The following is a 19,935-nucleotide window of genomic DNA, read 5'->3' on the forward strand; positions in this document are numbered from 1 at the left end:
GAGGTTTTATGATTGATATTATTGAATCTTTTATTTTTACATATCGTAAAGAATTCGACTTTTATGAAAAGCTTGCTCAGCTAGTCGGCCAGAAATTAGAAACAGCACTTAATGAATCAGGTGTGCGAGCTATTGTTTCATATAGAGCGAAGGGAGTCGAAAGTTTACATCGGAAGTTAGAAAAACGAGATTCAGAAGATAATTACGAAAAATATAAGTCTGTTGATAGTATTTATAGTGATATTGTTGATTTGGCAGGTGTAAGGGTGGCGTTATATTTCCCAGCGGATATTGATATTGTCTCAAAAATTATTACAGAAATGTTTGTTGAGTTATACAACAAGGTTTTCCCTTCTGGAGTGAAGGGGAATGAAGCTGGAAGTTATACAAAAAGATTTGATGGTTATCATGCGAAACATTATAGGGTAAAGTTGGGCGATGGTTCTCGCTATTCTGAAACACCAGTAGAAATTCAAATAGCTTCTGTTCTTATGCATGCATGGTCAGAAGTCGAACATGATCTCGTGTACAAGCCAATGAGTGGCGGGGCATCTAAAGAAGAGTTAATGATTCTAGATGAAATAAATGGAATGGTCATTGCAGGCAATATAGCATTAGAGAGACGGTAATGACTCCAACTTACTGATAGTGTTTTATGTTCAGATAATGCCCGATGACCTTGTCATGCAGCTCCACCGATTTTGAGAACGACAGTGACTTCCGTCCCAGCCTTGCCAGATGTTGTCTCAGATTCAGGTTATGCCGCTCAATTCGCTGAGTGTAACGCTTGCTGATTACGTGCAGCTTTCCCTTCAGGCGGGATTCATACAGCGGCCAGCCATCCGTCATCCATACCACGACCTCAAAGGCCGACAGCAGGCTCAGAAGACGCTCCAGTGTGGCCAGAGTGCGTTCACCGAAGACGTGCGCCACAACCGTCCTCCGTATCCTGTCATACGCGTAAAACAGCCAGCGCTGACGTGATTTAGCACCGACGTAGCCCCACTGTTCGTCCATTTCAGCGCAGACAATCACATCACTGCCCGGCTGTATGCGCGAGGTTACCGACTGCGGCCTGAGTTTTTTAAGTGACGTAAAATCGTGTTGAGGCCAACGCCCATAATGCGGGCGGTTGCCCGGCATCCAACACCATTCATGGCCATATCAATGATTTTCTGGTGTGTACCGGGCTGAGAGGCGGTGTAAGTGAACTGTAGCTGCCATGTTTTACGGCAGTGAGAGCAGAGATGGCGCTGATGTCCGGCAGTACTTTTACCGTTACGCACCACGCCTTCAGTAGCTGAGCAGGAGGGACAACTGATGGAGATGGAAGCCACGGGAGCACCTCAAAAACACCATCGTACACTAAATCAGTAAGTTGGCACCATTACCTAGAGAGACTTCAATCGGCTATTATTGAAAGGGTTAATGGTTCAAATTATAATTTTCAAAATCATTATGAATTAGCGGCTTATATAACTAAAAAGATCGGGGCTGCCGAGATAATTAATACTAGAGGATTGTTTGATTTATTTGAAAAACTTGATTTATTATCAAAAGACAAGATTGAAGAGGTTTTATCAATTGTTAAGAATGCTCTAGATAAAGCTACTGAAGACCTTGAAGAACTGAAAAAGCATGAGGACGAATACTATAAAGGTGGTTATATGATGGGTTCCATCTTCGATGCTATAGCACAACTCCATAATTCAAAAGTTGCATCTTTAATTTGTTCTGGGTATATCCCTTTCGATAGCCCTAGATTCAAGCAAGAGCTTTTGACATCTGCAATGTCCTATCATGAAGATGCTTATGTTCAAGAGGCAGCACTGATTTCGGAGCTATTGTGCACGAGAGCATCCAATTTGGTTGATCCTTCAACATATAGTATTGAAAGAGTGGATAATGTGTGCTCATCGAGAAGCAATCATACAAATGCGAATGATAAGAAAATCATAGTACAAAGTTTTCTGCACGCGATAGCCGCAATTCCCCGAGATGACTTTGATGATGAGGCCTACAAAAATCTTCTTGAACTTGCTCATAAAGTAGGAAGTGTCTGCAAACTAAAATTCAATAATATTTGAGTGATTGAGTGTCCATATAGTGCCCATGTAGCATGTTTTGGATTGCACTTTACTGCACTAATGATGCACTTAACTTACTGTTAAATATATAATTTGTAGGTTAATCAATAGGTTTAAATAAAAGCGTCTGAACTAAGATTCGCTTAAGCGACATCCTGTAAAAAGGGCTGGCCGAAAGGCTGGCCCTTTTTTTATCTCTCTGTGCTCTGCACGTTAACGTATCCGTCATAAATCGTTTACAATGCCCCGCTCTGACGGAGGGGAAGTGACGACTAAACAGCATCAGGCACAGTGGCAACGTATCGCGGCAGGTCTCGCGCTATTTGCGATCCTGATGATCGTCTTCGCGCCGCTGGTCTCTGTCTCGTTGCAAAAAGATCCCATGAGCGCGATGCCCGGCATGCATCATGACATGAGCATGATGGCGGAGCACCACCACGCACCGTCTGAAAGTGTGCCTGTCGACCATGCCGAAGCCTGCGGTTACTGCGTCCTGCTGGCCCACGTTCCGGGCGTCATCCTGGCGCTGGTGCTGCTGTTATGCGCAGTCTTACTCAGACAGCGCCTTACGCCGCAGCGACCCGTCGTACACCACTGGCATTTCTTCCTCTGGCTCTGTCCCGATACCCGCGCGCCGCCGCACCTGTCTGCTTAATCCATGTAAAAAAACGTGCACCCCGGTGTACCGATAACTTTTTGCCTTAAAAAGGGAAAGCATGACTACCTGCACTCCGCGCGCAGCATGGGGCCACCTGCTGCGTCGTCTTCACTTCTATATTGGTCTGTTTGTCGGGCCGTTTATCTTTATCGCCGCGCTCTCCGGAACGTTGTATGTCGCCACGCCGCAGCTGGAAAACGCGCTTTATCATCATGCGCTGTTCAGCGAGACCGGGGGCACAATACGTCCTCTTGCTGAGCAAATTGCGGTAGCGGAAAAGATCACCGGCGGGGAGCTACGGCTACAGGCGGTACGTCCGGGCCTGACATCAGGAGAAACCACCCGGGTGATGTACATTGACCCGGCGCTGAAAGCCTCGGAGAACCGTGCCATCTTTATCGATCCGGTCAGTCTGGAGGTGCGCGGGGATATGACCGTCTACGGCACCAGCGGTATCCTGCCGTTACGCCAGAAAATCGATTATCTGCACCAGTCTTTGCTGCTGGGGGATGTGGGGCGAATTTACAGCGAGCTGGCCGCGTCCTGGATGTGGATCGCCGCGCTGGGAGGGATTGCCCTGTGGTTCTATACCCGGCCAAAACGGCGCATCAATAACCGCTTCCAGAACCGCCGTCGTCTGCACGTTTCCCTCGGCTGGAGCCTGCTGCTGGGTATGCTGCTCTTCTCTGCGACCGGCCTGACCTGGTCCCAGTGGGCGGGCAGTAATGTGGATAAACTGCGGGCAGAGATGAACTGGCTCACGCCGCAGGTGAATACGCAGCTGCATGGCCCGGCGGAAGCCGCAGATCCGCATGCTGAGCACCACGGTCATCACATGACCATGCCGATGCCGGAGATGAAACCTGACCTGTCCCTGTATGATGGCGTGCTTCAGGCGGCAAACACGGCGGGGATTGATGCGACGAAGCTGGAGATACGTCCGGCGAAGAGTGCCTCAACGGCGTGGACGGTGACGGAGATCGATCGCAGCTGGCCTACTCAGGTCGATGCGGTTGCCGTTGATCCCACCACCCTGAAGGTTATCGATCGCACCCGGTTTGGGGATTACCCGCTGATGGCTAAACTGACCCGCTGGGGCGTGGATTTCCATATGGGCGTGCTGTTTGGCCTGCCAAATCAGCTGGTGCTGATCGCCTTTGGTATCGCGCTGTGCGTCATGATTGTGTGGGGCTACCGGATGTGGTGGATGCGCCGGCCCCGGCAGACGGCAACGGATCCTGCGCAGACCCTGTGTCAGAGCTGGCTGGCATTGCCGCTGGGGGGACGCGTGGTCTCTTTAACCATCAGCGTAGTACTGGGGCTCATAATGCCGGTAATGGGCTGTAGCCTGGTGCTGTTTGTGGTTATTGACTGGCTGCGCTGGCGCGCGGCAGTGCGTGTGTCTCTGACCGAATCGCGGGAATAACGCTTCAGGGCGTGCTGATCACCACCGCCACGCGGCGGTTTTCGGCACGTCCCTGGCCGGTTTTATTATCCGCGACAGGATATTGCTGACCCAGGCCCTGGGTCGTCAGATTACTGCGTGGAATAGTGGCACCCTGCGCCCAGGCATCGGCAACCACGTTGGCCCGCTTCAGGGATAACGCTTTGTTGTAGCTCACTTCACCGTAGTTATCGGTATGGCCGTCCATCCGGGCGTGTTTCAGGCCGGTCGCGGCAAGGCGCGCTGCCATGCTTTTAATCTGCTGCTCGCTTTCCGGCTGCAGCTTATACTCGTTTTTACCAAACAGGATCTTTGCCGAAAGACCAAGCGACCAGTCCCCGTTTATCTCATTAAAGCCGTAAGACTTCATGGCGGCGACCTGCTCAGCGGTAAATTTGCCCTGTGGCGTCTGGCATCCAGCCAGCAGCATTGATGCCATAAAGAGCGGTGCGACGTATCGCCTTAACATAATGTGTTCCTTTCTACGGTGTGATTTTTTGAACGTTGATGCTTCACCAGATACATATTCCGGTCGGCTTGCTCCAGTAAGGCTTCAACGGAGTGATGCTGCCAGCTCAGCGCGAAGCCAATACTGAGCGACATTCGGGAGGAGAACCCGTTGTGCAGGTCATAGGACGGGCTAAATTGTTGCGTCAGCGCGGCGCAGAGACGCAGCACTTCGTGTTCTGAATGGACGCCATACAGAATGATGGCAAACTCATCCCCACCCAGACGGTAAGATTGATGTTGTTCGCCGCCAAACTCGACCATTCTGCGGGCTACTTCAATCAGTACACAATCGCCTGCGGCATGGCCCCAGGTATCGTTAATACGCTTAAAGTCATCTCCGTCCAGGAAGAGCAGGGCGGAGTTGGTCCGCGCGGAGGAATCACTCATCAGCGCGGCGATGCGGGTGCGAAAAGCGGCCCGGTTAGCCAGTCCGGTGAGCGGATCGTGCATGGCGGTGCGCATCAGCTGGGCGTTTTTAGCCTGCAACTTTAGCTGCCACTCTTCCATTTCATCCAGCAGGCTGTTGAAGTCCTGACCGAAGCGATGAAATTCATCAATGCGCTCCTCGGATACCCGGCGGGAGAAGTTCCGGTTTGTACGTACGTCATGCACCACATCGGTAATGTTTTGCAGGGCGGTCACCACGCCATTGTGCAGTGCACGGGTGATGGTTATTGCCACCAGGGAGGCAAACAGAAGACAGCCGGTTAATACCGCCAGCGAGGTCCAGAGAAAGTGGCCGATCAGGCTATCCCGTGCGGTGAGATGTAACTCGCCGATCGGTAAATTGTTGTGCCAGATGCGCTGTCTGATGGGATGGGGGAATAACCACTGGCTGGCCAACTGGCTGAGCGGATCCGCTTTGTCGTTCGGCCCCATCGACCAGCTGGCAAAGCGATGATCGTAGCGATCCAGCAGTTCCGCTGCTGAGAACTGCCCTTGCTTGCCAAGAGAGACCAGCGCTTCGTTAGCAGCGGTAGCATCATTGAAGACCAGCGCTGCCTCCAGACTGCGGCTCATGGTGGCGCTGGTTAATTCAAGGTTGCGTTGCGCATACTGTTTCAGCGTCACCACAGAAGCAATGCACAATAATAACCAGATGAGCGTCATAGTAATTAGGACGCTAATTATACTGATGCGCCGCAGAGTCCTTTTGAATGTTGGACGCGGCGCTGAAGTAATTTCCTTATTCATGCTTAGTATTCCGTGCGAGCATTAACACATCAGGATTAACTCTGACTCCGCTGCGCGACAGCATATCCAGATTGACGGAAAATCTTACTCTGGCGCTGTCTATTATCAGGCAGAAAGCACTACCTATAAGGCACCGCGGGTTTTGCTCCGCAATTAATAGTAACGGTCTGGCATGAAACGCCTGACTTAATTCAAGCTGGTGGGTCGGGGATTCGCTGCCGAAATAGAGCGCGTGACATTCTGCACTCAATGCTTCCTGGTCGTCATGAATAATGACCGGGGTGTAGGGCAGCGCGTCCGGACCCTCGGCACTGAGCGCCTCAACATAATGGGAGGAGGCGAAAATACACAGGTTCGGCTTGCCGGAAAGCGCAGGCCAACGGGTGTAACTGACGATCCCGGAGACAATAGAACGTACCGATTTATCCGTTTCGGATAAGGTTCCGCCAATAGCGAGCCCACAGGGCATTGATAACATCAGTACTAATGCCGCACGGTGCCAGGAGATAAGAAAAAAGTTACACACCAGAATCCGCCATACCACTCTGGAAATAGTAGTCCTTGAGTTTCGCTGGCAGAATACCATTTTTTGCCCGTACAGTCATTATGCCAACAGCATATTCAGGTACTTAAGTAAAATCTCACGCTCTTAATTAACAGAAATGGCGTTGACAGAATTAATTTAAACGGTTGGCTTTTGTTCCTTCATTCATTCCCTGTTGCCAGGCGGTGCGAAGGGTGGTCGCGTTTTCCGCGGTGTCACAGCTGGCCGGGAATATTCGGCCAGCTAATCCCCAGGCGTAAACAAAATTTTCCTGACATATTTTCTGTTGGCCGTCTTTATATCCGCTGAGATAGTCAGGGCGATCCACTTTAGGGTCGTTAAAATTAGCGGCAAGGGTTTCATTGGATTTTACCCCCACGCCATTCATGGCGTCTTCTTTACCGGCATCATACCAGTCGGTTCCCGTCCAGTGGGGCTGATGGGTATAAGGATCGATCTGACAGGCGGTTAAAAACAGGCACAGTAGCGGGGTAACAATCAGGCGCATAAGACATTCTCCCTTTTCCATTGAGCATAGCCTGGCGGCAAGAATGCAGACTGTAATTTTTACGTTACATGATAATCGAATGTATTTTGCTTTAAAATGGGTGATGTAAAGTATTATTTACGTATTTTGGATTGAAATCTTTACTCGGTGTGGTATCGTTGGGCTTCCTCATCGAGGAAACAACTATCGCAAACGAGCTTCCAGGATCGCAATCATGCAAAAAGACGCGCTGAATAACGTACATATTAGTGATGAACATGTTCTGATCACCCCGGATCAACTGAAAGCGGAATTCCCGCTGAGCGTTGAGCAAGAGGCGCAAATTGCGCACTCCCGCCAGACCATCTCCGACATTATTGCCGGGCGCGATCCGCGTCTGCTGGTGGTATGTGGTCCGTGCTCCATCCATGATCCAGAAACTGCCATCGAATATGCGCACCGTTTTAAAGCCCTGGCCGAGGAGGTCAGCGATAGCCTCTACCTGGTCATGCGCGTCTATTTTGAAAAACCCCGTACCACCGTCGGCTGGAAAGGGTTAATTAACGATCCGCACATGGATGGCTCGTTTGATGTGGAAGCTGGCCTGAAGATTGCGCGTAATCTTCTGGTGGAGCTGGTTAACATGGGACTGCCGCTGGCAACTGAAGCGCTGGATCCGAACAGCCCGCAATATCTGGGCGATCTGTTCAGCTGGTCCGCCATTGGCGCGCGTACCACTGAATCGCAGACGCACCGTGAGATGGCCTCAGGCCTCTCCATGCCGGTCGGCTTCAAAAACGGTACCGACGGTAGCCTGGCAACAGCTATCAACGCCATGCGTGCCGCAGCGATGCCGCACCGTTTTGTCGGCATCAACCAGGCCGGCCAGGTCTGTCTGCTGCAGACCCAGGGCAACCCGGATGGCCACGTTATTCTGCGCGGCGGCAAGGCGCCAAACTACAGCCCGGCAGATGTGGCCCAGTGTGAAAAAGAGATGGAACAGGCAGGACTGCGCCCGGCACTGATGGTAGATTGCAGTCATGGTAATTCGAATAAAGATTATCGTCGTCAGCCGGCGGTGGCGGAATCCGTCGTCGCGCAGATTAAAGATGGCAACCGTTCGATTATTGGCCTGATGATTGAAAGCAATATCCATGAAGGCAATCAGTCATCCGAACAGCCGCGCAGCGCCATGAAGCATGGAGTTTCCGTCACCGATGCCTGCATTAGCTGGGAAACCACCGACGCGCTGCTGCGTGAGATCCACAAAGATTTGAACGGCCAGCTGGCGACGCGTCTGGCTTAAGAGGTTTGTTATGGTTGCTGAATTGACCGCTTTGCGCGATCAAATTGACGAGGTGGATAAGGCGCTGCTGGATTTGCTGGCGCGCCGCATGGCACTGGTTGCTGAAGTTGGCGAAGTGAAAAGTAAATACGGTTTACCGATTTACGTACCGGAGCGTGAAGCCTCCATGCTGGCATCCCGACGCAAAGAGGCCCAGGCGCTGGGCGTCTCGCCGGATCTGATTGAAGATGTGCTGCGCCGCGTGATGCGAGAGTCCTACTCAAGCGAAAACGACAAAGGCTTTAAAACCCTTTGTCCGACGCTGCGCCCGGTGGTGATTGTTGGGGGCGGTGGGCAGATGGGGCGTCTGTTTGAGAAGATGCTGACGCTCTCTGGCTACCAGGTGCGCATCCTCGAAAAAGAGGACTGGGCGCGGGCGCAGACGATGGTTGCCGATGCGGGTATGGTCATTGTCAGCGTGCCGATCCACGTCACCGAAGAGATTATTGCCAAACTGCCACCGCTGCCGGAAGACTGCATTCTGGTCGATCTGGCCTCGGTGAAGAATGGCCCACTGCAGGCGATGCTGGCCGCGCATAATGGCCCGGTGCTGGGGCTGCACCCGATGTTCGGCCCGGACAGCGGCAGCCTGGCGAAGCAGGTGGTCGTCTACTGCGATGGCCGTCAGCCAGAAGCCTATCAGTGGTTCCTGGAGCAGATACAGGTGTGGGGCGCGCGGTTGCACCGGATCAGCGCCGTCGAACATGACCAGAACATGGCCTTTATCCAGGCGCTGCGCCACTTCGCGACCTTCGCGTATGGCCTGCATCTGGCGGAAGAGAATGTTCAGCTTGAGCAGTTGCTGTCGCTGTCTTCACCTATCTATCGCCTCGAACTGGCGATGGTCGGTCGACTCTTTGCCCAGGATCCGCAGCTGTATGCAGATATTATTATGTCTTCGGGCAATAACCTGGCGCTGATCAAGCGTTACTACCAGCGTTTTGGTGAGGCGATCACTCTGCTGGAGCACGGCGATAAACAGGCGTTTATCGACAGCTTCCGTAAGGTTGAACACTGGTTTGGCGATTATGCCCAGCGCTTCCAGAGCGAGAGTCGCATTCTGCTGCGGCAGGCGAATGACAGTCGCCAGTAATCTGATGATGTATATACTGAAAGCCAGCACTGCTGGCTTTTTTTATTTTGGGGATCTGTCATGGCTGAACCACGCGTTTTGTTTGACTATACGGGGCACTTACCGGAGTGCCCGACCTGGAGCGAAGCGGAAAGCGCCCTTTACTGGGCGGATATTCTGGAAGGTGAGATCCATCGCTATCACCTCTCCACGGGTGAACATACGATTTTATCCTTCCACGAAGAGGTAGGTTGCTTCGCATTGCGCGAGGGCGGGGGATTTATCGTCGCCATGCGCACGGGCATCTGGCTGGCGGACAAGCATGGCCTGCTGCAACGGAAAGTCTGTGATAATCCGTCGAACCCGCAGCTGGCGCGTTTTAATGACGGGGGAACCGATCATTTTGGCCGCTTCTATGCGGGCACCTTCTGGGCACCGGGCGACTACAACGGCGCCCTGCTGATGCGGATCGATAACGACCTGACGCCTGAGGTCATCCAGTGTGATATCCACGGGCATAACGGTCTGGCCTTCAGTGACGACAAGCGCTGGATGTATACCTCCGATACCCCTAATGCGGTGATCTACCGCACGCCGCTGGATGAGCAGGGCGAGCCGGGTAAACGGGAAGTTTTTCGTCGGTTCCAGCCGGGGGAGGGGATCCCGGATGGTGCGGCAGTGGATGTGGAAGGCTGTTACTGGAGCGCACTGTTTGACGGCTGGCGTATCGCACGCTTTTCACCGCAGGGTGAACAGCTGGAAGAGTATCGGTTGCCGGTGCGCTGTCCAACGATGGTCTGTTTCGGTGGTGATGATATGCAGACGCTGTTTATCACCACCACCCGTGAGAACATGGAGCCGCAGGAAGTGGCGGCATATCCTCTGTCGGGCGCCATTTTCACCCTGCCCGTCAGCGTGGCAGGGGTGAAGAAAGGGCCATTTATTGCGCGTTAAACCGGATCAACCGGGACCACGTTTTCGCTCGGATAGCAGCCCAGCACCTTCATCGAACGGGTGATCTCACCCAATTCACGCAGGGCTTTCTGCAGGGATGCAGATTCCAGGTTGGCCTGGATATCGAGATAAAACATCTCTTCCCACGGGTTGCCGTGAATCGGGCGCGATTCCAGTTTGGTCATAATCAGATTGTGATTGCGCAGCACAAGCAGGGCTTCTACCAGCGCACCGGCCTGCTGACCGGTCGCCATCAGCAGAGTGGTTTTGGCCGGAACCTGATCGGAGACGTTTATCGCCTTACGCGCCAGCACGATGAAGCGGGTAATGTTTTGCGTCTGGTTTGCCAGGTCACGCTCCAGCACCTGTAAACCATACAGCGCGCCGCCCGCTTCGCTGCCCAGCGCGGCCACTGTAGGGGAGTTGGCCTGCGCGACCTTTTCCATGGCCGCCGAGGTGCTCTCGGTATACTCAATTTTCCAGCCCGGATAACGGTTCAGGAACTGACTGCACTGCTGGAAAGGTTGCGGGTGGCTGTAGACCGTCTCGATTTTGTCGAGGTCGGTGGTGCCGGAAACCAGCACGCAGTGGTCGATAGGGATCGTCATCTCGCCAACCAGCGACAGGGTCGTGTGCTGGAGCAAATCGTAAACGTCATTGATCGCGCCGGAACTGGTGTTCTCGATCGGCACGACGGCGTAATCCGCTTGTCCGGTCTCCACCTGGTTGAAGATATCCGCGAACTTCGCGCAGCCGCTCTCAATAAACTCTTCGAAGTGACGGGCCGCATACTGACGTGCGGCGAGGTGGGAATAGGATCCTTTCGGCCCCAGGAAGGCAATTCGCGCCGAGTGCGGGTTGGTCTTGTTCAGGTGCTGTTGCAGCAAGGCCTGCTGCGTCAGGACGGAATCTTCAATGATCAGCTGGAACAGGCGGGTGATGTAATGCGCATCCAGATGGTGCGTTTTGCCAAGGTTAATCAGGCGTTCCAGCAGATCGCGCTCCCGATCGATATCGCGTACCGGACGATGCGACGCCAGCTTTGCCTTTCCTACCTCAACGGCCAGCGCACGGCGTTCGGCCAGCAATGATAGTAACTTTTCATCCAGAGCGCTGATCTTGTCTCGCAGATCCAGTAATGGGTTTTCCGGTGTCATAGCGTTGCCTTAATCATATTATCGTTATCAATAAAAAAGGCCCCCCGGTGTGGGAGGCCTTGTTGTTCGTCTTCGCATTCTTTATCACACGACGAAACGCCTCCCAATCAGGGGAAGGTAAAAAAGAATGCGAAGAAAAACGGCTTAACGGTCATGAATGATTCCTTCAGAAGACAGACTTAAAGTACCCGTACTGTTTTCACCCTGTCAATAAAAAACAAAAAACGCGCCCGAAGGCGCGTTGGCGATAGACTCAATGTAAAGGATTATTCATCTTCAGCTTCAACTTCTTCTGCGAAGCTAGCGTCTTTCACCGATGTTGTGGCGCGACGGGCTTCACCTTTGTGTTGCACTTTATTGAGCTGCCGTTCCAGCTTGTTAATCAAATCGTTGATTGCGGTGTACATATCCTCATGTTTCGCGCTGGCGACCAGGTGGCCGTTTGGAGTATTGATAGTTGCGTCAGCGATGAAACCTTGTGGCTCCTTAGAGAGAATGATATGCGGGTTAATCAAGTGTGTTTGCCATTTATCCAGTTTGGCGAGACGGTCTGCGACGTGCTGGCGAATTGCCGGAGTAATTTCCATTTGTTTACTGGTAATGTTCATTGTCATAAATTTTACCTCTTGTCTTTCCCGTCTTGGTGATTCCAGCATACCGTTCTCAATGTCAATTTGTGTGATCTAAATCACATTTTAATGTCCATTTTTGTCAACGGATTCTTTTTGTGAGGCAGGACAGGAAGAAGTAACTTTTACCTTGTCGCCGGAAGAAATTGCGGCCATAGTTGATAGGATTGGTGCGGGCTAAACCGCTTCAGCTTAGTTCGAAAATGGATAAAAAAACGGCAGCCCCTGGGCTGCCGTTTTGCATCTTACTCAAGGATCAGGAGCTGCTGCTGTTAGCGGCGATGATCTTCGCGACTTTGTCAGCCTGCGAGTTCATCTGCAGTTCACGATAAGCATTTTCCATCAGCTTCAGGCCATCACGCGTTGCCTGAGTATCAGGGTAATCACGCAGCATGCCTTCAACACGGTTCACTACGGCAACGTATGCGCCACGGCGGGTATAGTATTCCGCAACAGAGTATTCGTATTTCGCCAGACGGTCTTTCAGGAACACCAGACGTTTGCTGGCATCCGTCACGTACTGGCTGTTCGGATAGCCGCGTACCAGTTTGGAGAAGTCATTGAACGCATCGCGGGCGTGCTGAGGATCGCGGTCAGAACGGTCAACCCCAAAGAAGCCCTGCAGAGCGCTGTCGTCCAGCGCCATGTTGGTCAGGCCGCGCATATACATGACGTAATCAATATTGGGATGAGTCGGGTTCAGACGCATGAAGCGATCAATCGTCGCCTGGGCCAGTGGCAGATCGGCATTTTTATAGTAGGCGTAGATCATATCCAACTGTACCTGCTGGGAATACGGGCCAAATGGATAACGATTATCCAGCGCTTCCAGTTGCGTTATCGCCTGTTTCCAGTTACCGTCCTGCAGCTTTTGCTGAGCAGTCGCATAGATTTCATTCGGCGGATTGTCAGGGACCTGTTCATTCGAACCGGAGCAGCCCACCAAAGCCAGGCTCAACGTGGCCGCTGCCACCAGATATTTCATGCGCGTCATGACGTTTTGACTTTCCTCAAATGTTTGTCCGGGAGAATCTCTTTCCTGCTCCCGATTAAGACCAGCTACAATAGCACACTATATTAAACGGCAAAGCCGTAAAACCCAACGTTAAACGAAGAAGCAGTCTATGGCACAACGAGTAGAACTCACCGCAACAGTCTCCGAAAAACAGCTCGGACAACGCTTAGATCAGGCTTTGGCCGAAATGTTCCCTGATTATTCGCGTTCACGTATAAAAGAATGGATTCTTGACCAGCGCGTGCTGGTAAACGGCAAGATCTGGGACAAGCCAAAAGAGAAAGTGTTGGGTGGGGAAGTGGTCGCCATCAATGCTGACATCGAAGAAGAAGTCCGTTTCGAACCTCAGGATATCCCCCTGAATATCGTCTACGAAGATGACGACATTCTGGTGATCAACAAGCCACGTGACTTTGTTGTACACCCTGGCGCAGGCAACCCTGATGGCACAGTGCTGAATGCGCTGCTGCACTATTATCCGCCAATCGCTGACGTCCCGCGTGCCGGGATTGTTCACCGTCTGGATAAAGACACCACCGGCCTGATGGTCGTTGCGAAGACCATTCCGGCGCAAACGCGTCTGGTTGAGTCACTGCAGCTGCGTGAAATTACCCGTGAGTACGAAGCTGTCGCGATTGGTCATATGACCTCTGGCGGCACGGTAGAACAGCCTATCAGCCGCCATCCAACCAAGCGTACCCATATGTCCGTTCATCCGATGGGCAAACCGGCGGTCACGCACTATCGCATCATGGAACATTTCCGCATTCATACGCGCCTGCGTCTGCGTCTGGAAACCGGCCGTACTCACCAGATCCGTGTGCATATGTCGCACATCACCCATCCGCTGGTGGGCGATCAGCTGTACGGTGGTCGTCCGCGCCCACCGAAAGGGGCCTCCGAGGAATTTATCGCCATGCTGCGTAAATTCGATCGTCAGGCTCTGCATGCGACCATGCTGCGTCTCTATCATCCGATCACCGGCATTGAGATGGAGTGGCATGCGCCAATCCCACAGGACATGGTGGATCTTATCGACGCCATGCGCGCCGATTTTGAAGAGCATAAGGACGACGTGGACTGGTTATGACCAAACTGATTGTCCCGGAGTGGCCAGCGCCAGAAGGCGTAGCGGCCTGCAGTTCCACCCGCATAGGTGGCGTGAGTGAGGGAGCCTGGGAGTCATTAAACCTGGGCGCGCACTGCGGCGATAATCTCAATCATGTGGAAGAGAATCGTAAGCGGTTGTTTGCAGCAGGGCAGTTGCCGTCGAAACCGGTCTGGCTTGAGCAGGTTCATGGTACGGCTGTTCTCAGTCTTACCGGCGAACCCTATGCCTCGAAACGCGCCGATGCCTCTTACAGCAATACTCCGGGTACAGTCTGCGCCGTTATGACCGCCGACTGCCTGCCGGTACTTTTCTGCAACCGTGCAGGCACCGAAGTGGCTGCCGCCCATGCGGGCTGGCGTGGATTGTGTGCCGGCGTGCTGGAAGAGACCGTTGCCTGTTTTGCTGACAGCGCGGATAACATTCTCGCCTGGCTCGGCCCGGCGATTGGCCCGCAGGCCTTTGAAGTGGGTCCGGAAGTTCGTGAGGCCTTTATGGCGCATGACCCGCAGGCGGAGAGTGCTTTTTGTCCGGCGGGGGAGAAGTACATGGCGGATATTTATCAGCTTGCCCGTCAACGCCTGACCCATCTCGGTATCAGCCAGATCTATGGCGGCGATCGCTGCACTTTCACCGAAAAGGGTGATTTCTTTTCCTATCGCCGCGACAAGACGACCGGGCGTATGGCAAGTTTCATTTGGCTGATATAACCTATAGAATCAAGACGATCCGGTACGCGCCGTTTTCTTTTCGCATAATTCAGGTCATTCACCTTGAATAATTGAGGGATGACCTCATTTAATCTCCAGTAGCAATTTTGACCTGTTATGGGAGGAGTTATGCGTCTGGATCGTCTTACTAATAAATTCCAGCTTGCTCTCGCTGATGCCCAGTCACTCGCACTGGGGCACGACAACCAATTTATCGAACCTCTTCATCTCATGAGCGCCTTACTGAATCAGGAAGGGGGATCGGTTCGTCCTTTACTCACGTCTGCCGGCGTTAATGCGGGCCAGTTACGTACCGCCATCGATCAGGCATTAAGCCGTTTACCCCAGGTAGAGGGCACGGGCTGGGATGTACAACCGTCCCAGGATCTGGTTCGCGTATTAAACCTTTGTGACAAACTGGCGCAGAAACGCGGCGACAACTTTATTTCGTCAGAGCTCTTTGTTCTGGCGGCGCTTGAATCACGCGGCACCTTGACCGACCTGCTGAAAACGGCCGGCGCAACTACCGCCAACGTGACGCAGGCGATTGCACAGATGCGCGGAGGGGAAAGCGTGAACGACCAGGGTGCTGAAGACCAGCGTCAGGCATTGAAGAAATATACGGTCGACCTGACCGAGCGCGCCGAGCAGGGCAAGCTTGACCCGGTCATTGGCCGTGACGAAGAGATCCGCCGTACGATTCAGGTCCTGCAGCGCCGGACCAAAAATAACCCTGTACTGATCGGTGAGCCGGGTGTCGGTAAAACCGCCATTGTTGAAGGGCTGGCGCAGCGCATTGTTAATGGTGAAGTCCCGGAAGGTTTGAAAGGCCGTCGCGTGCTCGCGCTGGATATGGGCGCGCTGGTGGCGGGGGCAAAATACAGGGGCGAATTCGAAGAGCGCTTAAAAGGTGTACTCAACGACCTGGCGAAACAGGAAGGCAACGTCATTCTGTTTATTGACGAGCTGCACACCATGGTCGGTGCCGGTAAAGCGGACGGCGCCATGGATGCCGGGAACATGCTGAAACCAGCGCTGGCACGCGGTGAGCTGCACTGTGTCGGGGCCACCACGCTCGATGAGTATCGTCAGTACATTGAAAAAGATGCCGCACTGGAACGCCGCTTCCAGAAAGTGTTTGTGGCTGAACCGACAGTGGAAGACACCATCGCCATTCTGCGTGGTCTGAAAGAACGCTATGAGCTGCATCACCACGTGCAGATCACCGATCCGGCCATCGTGGCGGCAGCGACCTTGTCACATCGTTATATTGCTGACCGACAGCTACCGGACAAAGCGATCGACCTTATTGACGAAGCCGCTTCCAGCATTCGTATGCAGATTGACTCGAAACCGGAAGAGCTGGACAGGCTCGATCGGCGAATCATTCAGCTCAAGCTTGAACAGCAGGCGCTGAAGAAAGAGTCTGATGAGGCGAGTAAGAAGCGCCTGGATATGCTTAATGAAGAGCTGGAAGACAAAGAGCGTCAATATTCTGGCTTAGAAGAGGAGTGGAAGGCGGAGAAAGCCTCCCTTTCCGGTACTCAGACGATTAAAGCCGAGCTTGAGCAGGCGAAGATTGCCATCGAGCAGGCACGTCGCGTGGGCGATCTGGCGCAGATGTCTGAGCTCCAGTACGGCAAAATTCCGGAGCTGGAAAAACAGCTGGCGGCGGCAACCCAGCTGGAAGGCAAAACCATGCGTCTGTTACGCAATAAAGTGACGGAAACAGAAATCGCCGACGTGCTGGCGCGCTGGACCGGTATTCCGGTCGCCAGAATGATGGAGAGCGAGCGCGACAAGTTACTGCGTATGGAGGAAGACCTTCACCATCGGGTTATTGGCCAGGATGAAGCGGTGGAAGCGGTATCGAACGCCATTCGCCGTAGCCGTGCGGGTTTGTCCGATCCTAACCGTCCGATTGGCTCCTTCCTGTTCCTCGGGCCGACCGGGGTAGGTAAGACGGAGCTTTGTAAGGCGCTGGCAAACTTCATGTTCGACAGTGATGATGCAATGGTGCGCATTGACATGTCCGAGTTTATGGAAAAACATTCCGTGTCGCGTCTCGTAGGGGCACCTCCGGGCTATGTTGGTTATGAAGAGGGCGGGTATCTGACAGAAGCGGTTCGCCGTCGTCCGTATTCCGTTATCCTGCTGGATGAAGTTGAAAAGGCGCATCCGGATGTGTTCAACATCCTGCTGCAGGTGCTGGATGATGGTCGCCTGACGGACGGGCAGGGGAGAACGGTCGATTTCCGTAATACGGTCGTCATTATGACCTCGAACCTCGGTTCCGATCTGATTCAGGAACGCTTTGGTGAGCTGGATTATGGTCATATGAAGGATCTGGTGCTGGGCGTGGTGAGCCACAGCTTCCGTCCTGAGTTCATCAACCGTATCGATGAAGTGGTGGTCTTCCATCCGCTGGGTGAGAAACACATTGCCTCGATTGCCCGTATTCAGCTGCAACGTTTGTATAAACGTCTGGAAGAGCGTGGATATGAAATGCAGATTGCGGATGACGCGCTGCAGCTGCTGAGTGCGAACGGGTACGATCCGGTGTACGGCGCTCGTCCTTTAAAACGCGCTATTCAGCAACAGATAGAAAATCCGCTGGCTCAGCAAATCCTTTCCGGGAAACTAATCCCGGGCAAAACGATACAGCTGGTGAAAAAAGACGACCAGATTGTGGCAGTGCAGTAAGTCACAAAAAGGCAAAAACGAGCCCCCAGGGGCTCGTTTTTGTTTAAAAACCAGGCAAGAATACAGGTCTGGATACAGAGTTGCCTGGAAAGTGAGCGGTCAGTAAATAATTTTCACTTTATACTTGCCAGCCCAGAAGAACTGCCTATAATGCGCCTCCACTGACACGGAACAACGGCAAACAAGCCGCCGGGTCAGCAGAGAAAAGCGTGAAATTATCGCTTGACTCTGAAAGAGGAAAATGTATTATACGGGACCTCGCAACGGTGAGCGAAAGCCGCGTTGCACTGCTCTTTAACAATTTATCAGACAATCTGTGTGGGCACTCAAAGTGACATGGATTCTTAATGTCTCCGGACAATAAATGAATATCAAAGTCTCTGAGTGAACATACGTAATTCATTACGAAGTTTAATTCACGAGCATCAAACTTAAATTGAAGAGTTTGATCATGGCTCAGATTGAACGCTGGCGGCAGGCCTAACACATGCAAGTCGAGCGGTAACACAGGGAGCTTGCTCCCGGGTGACGAGCGGCGGACGGGTGAGTAATGTCTGGGAAACTGCCTGATGGAGGGGGATAACTACTGGAAACGGTAGCTAATACCGCATAATGTCGCAAGACCAAAGAGGGGGACCTTCGGGCCTCTTGCCATCAGATGTGCCCAGATGGGATTAGCTAGTAGGTGGGGTAATGGCTCACCTAGGCGACGATCCCTAGCTGGTCTGAGAGGATGACCAGCCACACTGGAACTGAGACACGGTCCAGACTCCTACGGGAGGCAGCAGTGGGGAATATTGCACAATGGGCGCAAGCCTGATGCAGCCATGCCGCGTGTATGAAGAAGGCCTTCGGGTTGTAAAGTACTTTCAGCGAGGAGGAAGGCATTGTGGTTAATAACCACAGTGATTGACGTTACTCGCAGAAGAAGCACCGGCTAACTCCGTGCCAGCAGCCGCGGTAATACGGAGGGTGCAAGCGTTAATCGGAATTACTGGGCGTAAAGCGCACGCAGGCGGTCTGTCAAGTCGGATGTGAAATCCCCGGGCTCAACCTGGGAACTGCATTCGAAACTGGCAGGCTAGAGTCTTGTAGAGGGGGTAGAATTCCAGGTGTAGCGGTGAAATGCGTAGAGATCTGGAGGAATACCGGTGGCGAAGGCGGCCCCTGGACAAAGACTGACGCTCAGGTGCGAAAGCGTGGGGAGCAAACAGGATTAGATACCCTGGTAGTCCACGCCGTAAACGATGTCGACTTGGAGGTTGTTCCCTTGAGGAGTGGCTTCCGGAGCTAACGCGTTAAGTCGACCGCCTGGGGAGTACGGCCGCAAGGTTAAAACTCAAATGAATTGACGGGGGCCCGCACAAGCGGTGGAGCATGTGGTTTAATTCGATGCAACGCGAAGAACCTTACCTACTCTTGACATCCAGAGAACTTAGCAGAGATGCTTTGGTGCCTTCGGGAACTCTGAGACAGGTGCTGCATGGCTGTCGTCAGCTCGTGTTGTGAAATGTTGGGTTAAGTCCCGCAACGAGCGCAACCCTTATCCTTTGTTGCCAGCGGTCCGGCCGGGAACTCAAAGGAGACTGCCAGTGATAAACTGGAGGAAGGTGGGGATGACGTCAAGTCATCATGGCCCCTACGAGTAGGGCTACACACGTGCTACAATGGCGCATACAAAGAGAAGCGACCTCGCGAGAGCAAGCGGACCTCATAAAGTGCGTCGTAGTCCGGATTGGAGTCTGCAACTCGACTCCATGAAGTCGGAATCGCTAGTAATCGTAGATCAGAATGCTACGGTGAATACGTTCCCGGGCCTTGTACACACCGCCCGTCACACCATGGGAGTGGGTTGCAAAAGAAGTAGGTAGCTTAACCTTCGGGAGGGCGCTTACCACTTTGTGATTCATGACTGGGGTGAAGTCGTAACAAGGTAACCGTAGGGGAACCTGCGGTTGGATCACCTCCTTACCTTAAAGAACCTGCCTTTGTAGTGTCCACACAGATTGTCTGATGAAAAGTAACGAGCAAGACGGCTGCGAAGTCGCGACACATCGTGTCCCCTTCGTCTAGCGGTTAGGACTCCGCCCTTTCACGGCGGCAACAGGGGTTCGAATCCCCTAGGGGACGCCACTTGCTGGGTGTGAGTGAAAGGCACAACCAATCAGTATCTCAAAACTGACTGTTAAGTCATGTTTGAGATATTTGCTCTTTAAAAATCTGGATCAAGCTGAAAATTGAAACGACACGCCGTGTCTGTTCTCCGTAATAAGAGCAGATGAGCGGTGTGTCAGAGTCTCTCAAATTTTCGCAAGTCG

At 52.9% G+C, this 19,935-nt stretch carries 19 protein-coding genes, 1 tRNA gene, 1 rRNA gene and 1 other annotated feature; of the genes, 12 read left to right on the top strand and 9 right to left on the bottom strand.

Going from position 1 to position 19,935, the window contains the following annotated elements:
- Window positions 1-8: 8 nt before the first annotated feature.
- The gene (locus tag LRS40_RS12695) at window positions 9-629 is read left to right on the top strand and encodes a GTP pyrophosphokinase family protein (protein WP_231313836.1); all 621 of its coding nucleotides are present in this window, start codon (window positions 9-11) and stop codon (window positions 627-629) included.
- A gap of 10 nt (window positions 630-639) precedes the next feature.
- On the opposite strand, the gene LRS40_RS12700 is transcribed toward LRS40_RS12695, so the two are convergent.
- Window positions 640-1,337 (bottom strand): IS1 family transposase gene (locus LRS40_RS12700; RefSeq protein ID WP_231313837.1). Its coding sequence is split into 2 segments (ribosomal slippage): window positions 640-1,088 and window positions 1,088-1,337, totalling 699 coding nucleotides; the frame shifts between segments, so codons are not numbered across the junction.
- A gap of 183 nt (window positions 1,338-1,520) precedes the next feature.
- On the opposite strand from LRS40_RS12700, the gene LRS40_RS12705 reads away from it, so the two are divergent.
- From LRS40_RS12705 to LRS40_RS12715, 3 genes are all read left to right on the top strand, one after another.
- Window positions 1,521-2,087 (top strand): hypothetical protein, encoded by a 567-nt coding sequence (locus LRS40_RS12705; protein ID WP_231313838.1) that lies wholly within the window; start codon window positions 1,521-1,523, stop codon window positions 2,085-2,087.
- A 241-nt stretch (window positions 2,088-2,328) separates the two neighbouring features.
- A complete protein-coding gene (locus LRS40_RS12710) occupies window positions 2,329-2,742 on the top strand; it encodes a DUF2946 domain-containing protein (protein WP_231313839.1) in 414 nt (137 codons plus the stop codon).
- Between the two features lie 61 nt (window positions 2,743-2,803).
- Entirely contained in the window at window positions 2,804-4,171 is a 1,368-nt protein-coding gene (locus LRS40_RS12715; RefSeq protein ID WP_231313840.1) for a PepSY domain-containing protein, read from the top strand.
- A gap of 4 nt (window positions 4,172-4,175) precedes the next feature.
- Here LRS40_RS12715 and LRS40_RS12720 read toward each other — a convergent pair whose 3' ends face one another.
- From LRS40_RS12720 to LRS40_RS12735, 4 genes are all read right to left on the bottom strand, one after another.
- Window positions 4,176-4,658 carry an OmpA family protein gene (locus tag LRS40_RS12720; protein WP_231313841.1) on the bottom strand — a complete coding sequence of 161 codons (483 nt, stop codon included), beginning with the start codon at window positions 4,656-4,658 and terminating at the stop codon, window positions 4,176-4,178.
- A complete protein-coding gene (gene dgcN / locus LRS40_RS12725; protein WP_231313842.1) occupies window positions 4,652-5,893 on the bottom strand; it encodes a diguanylate cyclase DgcN in 1,242 nt (413 codons plus the stop codon). Before dgcN ends, LRS40_RS12720 begins: the two co-directional genes overlap by 7 nt.
- Entirely contained in the window at window positions 5,886-6,371 is a 486-nt protein-coding gene (locus LRS40_RS12730) for a YfiR family protein (protein WP_231313889.1), read from the bottom strand. Before LRS40_RS12730 ends, dgcN begins: the two co-directional genes overlap by 8 nt.
- A 199-nt stretch (window positions 6,372-6,570) precedes the next feature.
- Window positions 6,571-6,945 (bottom strand): DUF2799 domain-containing protein, encoded by a 375-nt coding sequence (locus LRS40_RS12735; protein ID WP_142486761.1) that lies wholly within the window; start codon window positions 6,943-6,945, stop codon window positions 6,571-6,573.
- Between the two features lie 214 nt (window positions 6,946-7,159).
- On the opposite strand from LRS40_RS12735, the gene aroF reads away from it, so the two are divergent.
- From aroF to LRS40_RS12750, 3 genes are read left to right on the top strand one after another with little or no spacing between them, the layout of a single operon-like run.
- Entirely contained in the window at window positions 7,160-8,230 is a 1,071-nt protein-coding gene (aroF, locus tag LRS40_RS12740) for a 3-deoxy-7-phosphoheptulonate synthase AroF (protein WP_142486760.1), read from the top strand.
- 10 nt (window positions 8,231-8,240) lie between these two features.
- Window positions 8,241-9,362 carry a bifunctional chorismate mutase/prephenate dehydrogenase gene (gene tyrA / locus LRS40_RS12745; protein WP_142486759.1) on the top strand — a complete coding sequence of 374 codons (1,122 nt, stop codon included), beginning with the start codon at window positions 8,241-8,243 and terminating at the stop codon, window positions 9,360-9,362.
- A 60-nt stretch (window positions 9,363-9,422) separates the two neighbouring features.
- Window positions 9,423-10,295 carry an SMP-30/gluconolactonase/LRE family protein gene (locus LRS40_RS12750; protein ID WP_231313843.1) on the top strand — a complete coding sequence of 291 codons (873 nt, stop codon included), beginning with the start codon at window positions 9,423-9,425 and terminating at the stop codon, window positions 10,293-10,295.
- Here the strand turns inward: LRS40_RS12750 and pheA are convergent.
- From pheA to bamD, 4 genes are all read right to left on the bottom strand, one after another.
- Window positions 10,292-11,452, bottom strand: a complete 1,161-nt coding sequence (pheA, locus tag LRS40_RS12755) for a bifunctional chorismate mutase/prephenate dehydratase (protein WP_231313844.1) — start codon at window positions 11,450-11,452, stop codon at window positions 10,292-10,294. The two genes, LRS40_RS12750 and pheA, sit on opposite strands and share 4 nt — an antisense overlap.
- A 30-nt stretch (window positions 11,453-11,482) precedes the next feature.
- Window positions 11,483-11,608: a sequence feature (Phe leader region), on the bottom strand.
- Window positions 11,560-11,607 (bottom strand): hypothetical protein, encoded by a 48-nt coding sequence (locus LRS40_RS12760; RefSeq protein WP_193767862.1) that lies wholly within the window; start codon window positions 11,605-11,607, stop codon window positions 11,560-11,562. It overlaps the preceding feature by 48 nt.
- 110 nt (window positions 11,609-11,718) lie before the next feature.
- Window positions 11,719-12,066 (bottom strand): ribosome-associated translation inhibitor RaiA, encoded by a 348-nt coding sequence (gene raiA, locus LRS40_RS12765; RefSeq protein WP_142486756.1) that lies wholly within the window; start codon window positions 12,064-12,066, stop codon window positions 11,719-11,721.
- A 271-nt stretch (window positions 12,067-12,337) separates the two neighbouring features.
- Complete coding sequence (gene bamD / locus LRS40_RS12770) at window positions 12,338-13,075, bottom strand: outer membrane protein assembly factor BamD (RefSeq protein WP_231313845.1); 738 nt, start codon at window positions 13,073-13,075, stop codon at window positions 12,338-12,340.
- Between the two features lie 130 nt (window positions 13,076-13,205).
- Here bamD and rluD point away from each other — a divergent pair, with 130 nt between their 5' ends.
- The 5 genes from rluD to LRS40_RS12795 all read left to right on the top strand — a co-directional run bounded on the left by rluD (window position 13,206) and on the right by LRS40_RS12795 (window position 19,750).
- A complete protein-coding gene (gene rluD / locus LRS40_RS12775) occupies window positions 13,206-14,186 on the top strand; it encodes a 23S rRNA pseudouridine(1911/1915/1917) synthase RluD (protein WP_231313846.1) in 981 nt (326 codons plus the stop codon).
- Entirely contained in the window at window positions 14,183-14,914 is a 732-nt protein-coding gene (gene yfiH / locus LRS40_RS12780; RefSeq protein WP_156264376.1) for a purine nucleoside phosphorylase YfiH, read from the top strand. The genes rluD and yfiH overlap by 4 nt, the downstream gene beginning before the upstream one ends.
- A 129-nt stretch (window positions 14,915-15,043) precedes the next feature.
- Window positions 15,044-17,617 (top strand): ATP-dependent chaperone ClpB, encoded by a 2,574-nt coding sequence (gene clpB, locus LRS40_RS12785; RefSeq protein WP_231313847.1) that lies wholly within the window; start codon window positions 15,044-15,046, stop codon window positions 17,615-17,617.
- A gap of 433 nt (window positions 17,618-18,050) precedes the next feature.
- Window positions 18,051-19,588, top strand: a 16S ribosomal RNA gene (locus LRS40_RS12790).
- An 87-nt stretch (window positions 19,589-19,675) separates the two neighbouring features.
- Window positions 19,676-19,750: transfer RNA gene (locus LRS40_RS12795), tRNA-Glu, on the top strand.
- The last annotated feature ends 185 nt before the right edge of the window (window positions 19,751-19,935 follow it).

The sequence above is a fragment of the Leclercia sp. G3L genome (assembly GCF_021117075.1).
GTDB classification, from domain to species: Bacteria; Pseudomonadota; Gammaproteobacteria; order Enterobacterales; family Enterobacteriaceae; genus Enterobacter; species Enterobacter adecarboxylatus_C.

Excerpts from the sequence above, each read along its gene's own strand:
- tyrA (WP_142486759.1), top strand. The coding sequence starts at position 8,241 with ATGGTTGCTGAATTGACCGCTTTGCGCGATCAAATTGACGAGGTGGAT.
- LRS40_RS12720 (WP_231313841.1), bottom strand. The coding sequence starts at position 4,658 with ATGTTAAGGCGATACGTCGCACCGCTCTTTATGGCATCAATGCTGCTG.
- pheA (WP_231313844.1), bottom strand. The coding sequence starts at position 11,452 with ATGACACCGGAAAACCCATTACTGGATCTGCGAGACAAGATCAGCGCT.
- raiA (WP_142486756.1), bottom strand. The coding sequence starts at position 12,066 with ATGACAATGAACATTACCAGTAAACAAATGGAAATTACTCCGGCAATT.
- bamD (WP_231313845.1), bottom strand. The coding sequence starts at position 13,075 with ATGACGCGCATGAAATATCTGGTGGCAGCGGCCACGTTGAGCCTGGCT.
- LRS40_RS12715 (WP_231313840.1), top strand. The coding sequence starts at position 2,804 with ATGACTACCTGCACTCCGCGCGCAGCATGGGGCCACCTGCTGCGTCGT.
- aroF (WP_142486760.1), top strand. The coding sequence starts at position 7,160 with ATGCAAAAAGACGCGCTGAATAACGTACATATTAGTGATGAACATGTT.
- LRS40_RS12710 (WP_231313839.1), top strand. The coding sequence starts at position 2,329 with ATGCCCCGCTCTGACGGAGGGGAAGTGACGACTAAACAGCATCAGGCA.
- clpB (WP_231313847.1), top strand. The coding sequence starts at position 15,044 with ATGCGTCTGGATCGTCTTACTAATAAATTCCAGCTTGCTCTCGCTGAT.
- yfiH (WP_156264376.1), top strand. The coding sequence starts at position 14,183 with ATGACCAAACTGATTGTCCCGGAGTGGCCAGCGCCAGAAGGCGTAGCG.
- dgcN (WP_231313842.1), bottom strand. The coding sequence starts at position 5,893 with ATGAATAAGGAAATTACTTCAGCGCCGCGTCCAACATTCAAAAGGACT.
- LRS40_RS12730 (WP_231313889.1), bottom strand. The coding sequence starts at position 6,371 with ATGTTATCAATGCCCTGTGGGCTCGCTATTGGCGGAACCTTATCCGAA.
- LRS40_RS12695 (WP_231313836.1), top strand. The coding sequence starts at position 9 with ATGATTGATATTATTGAATCTTTTATTTTTACATATCGTAAAGAATTC.
- LRS40_RS12750 (WP_231313843.1), top strand. The coding sequence starts at position 9,423 with ATGGCTGAACCACGCGTTTTGTTTGACTATACGGGGCACTTACCGGAG.
- rluD (WP_231313846.1), top strand. The coding sequence starts at position 13,206 with ATGGCACAACGAGTAGAACTCACCGCAACAGTCTCCGAAAAACAGCTC.
- LRS40_RS12735 (WP_142486761.1), bottom strand. The coding sequence starts at position 6,945 with ATGCGCCTGATTGTTACCCCGCTACTGTGCCTGTTTTTAACCGCCTGT.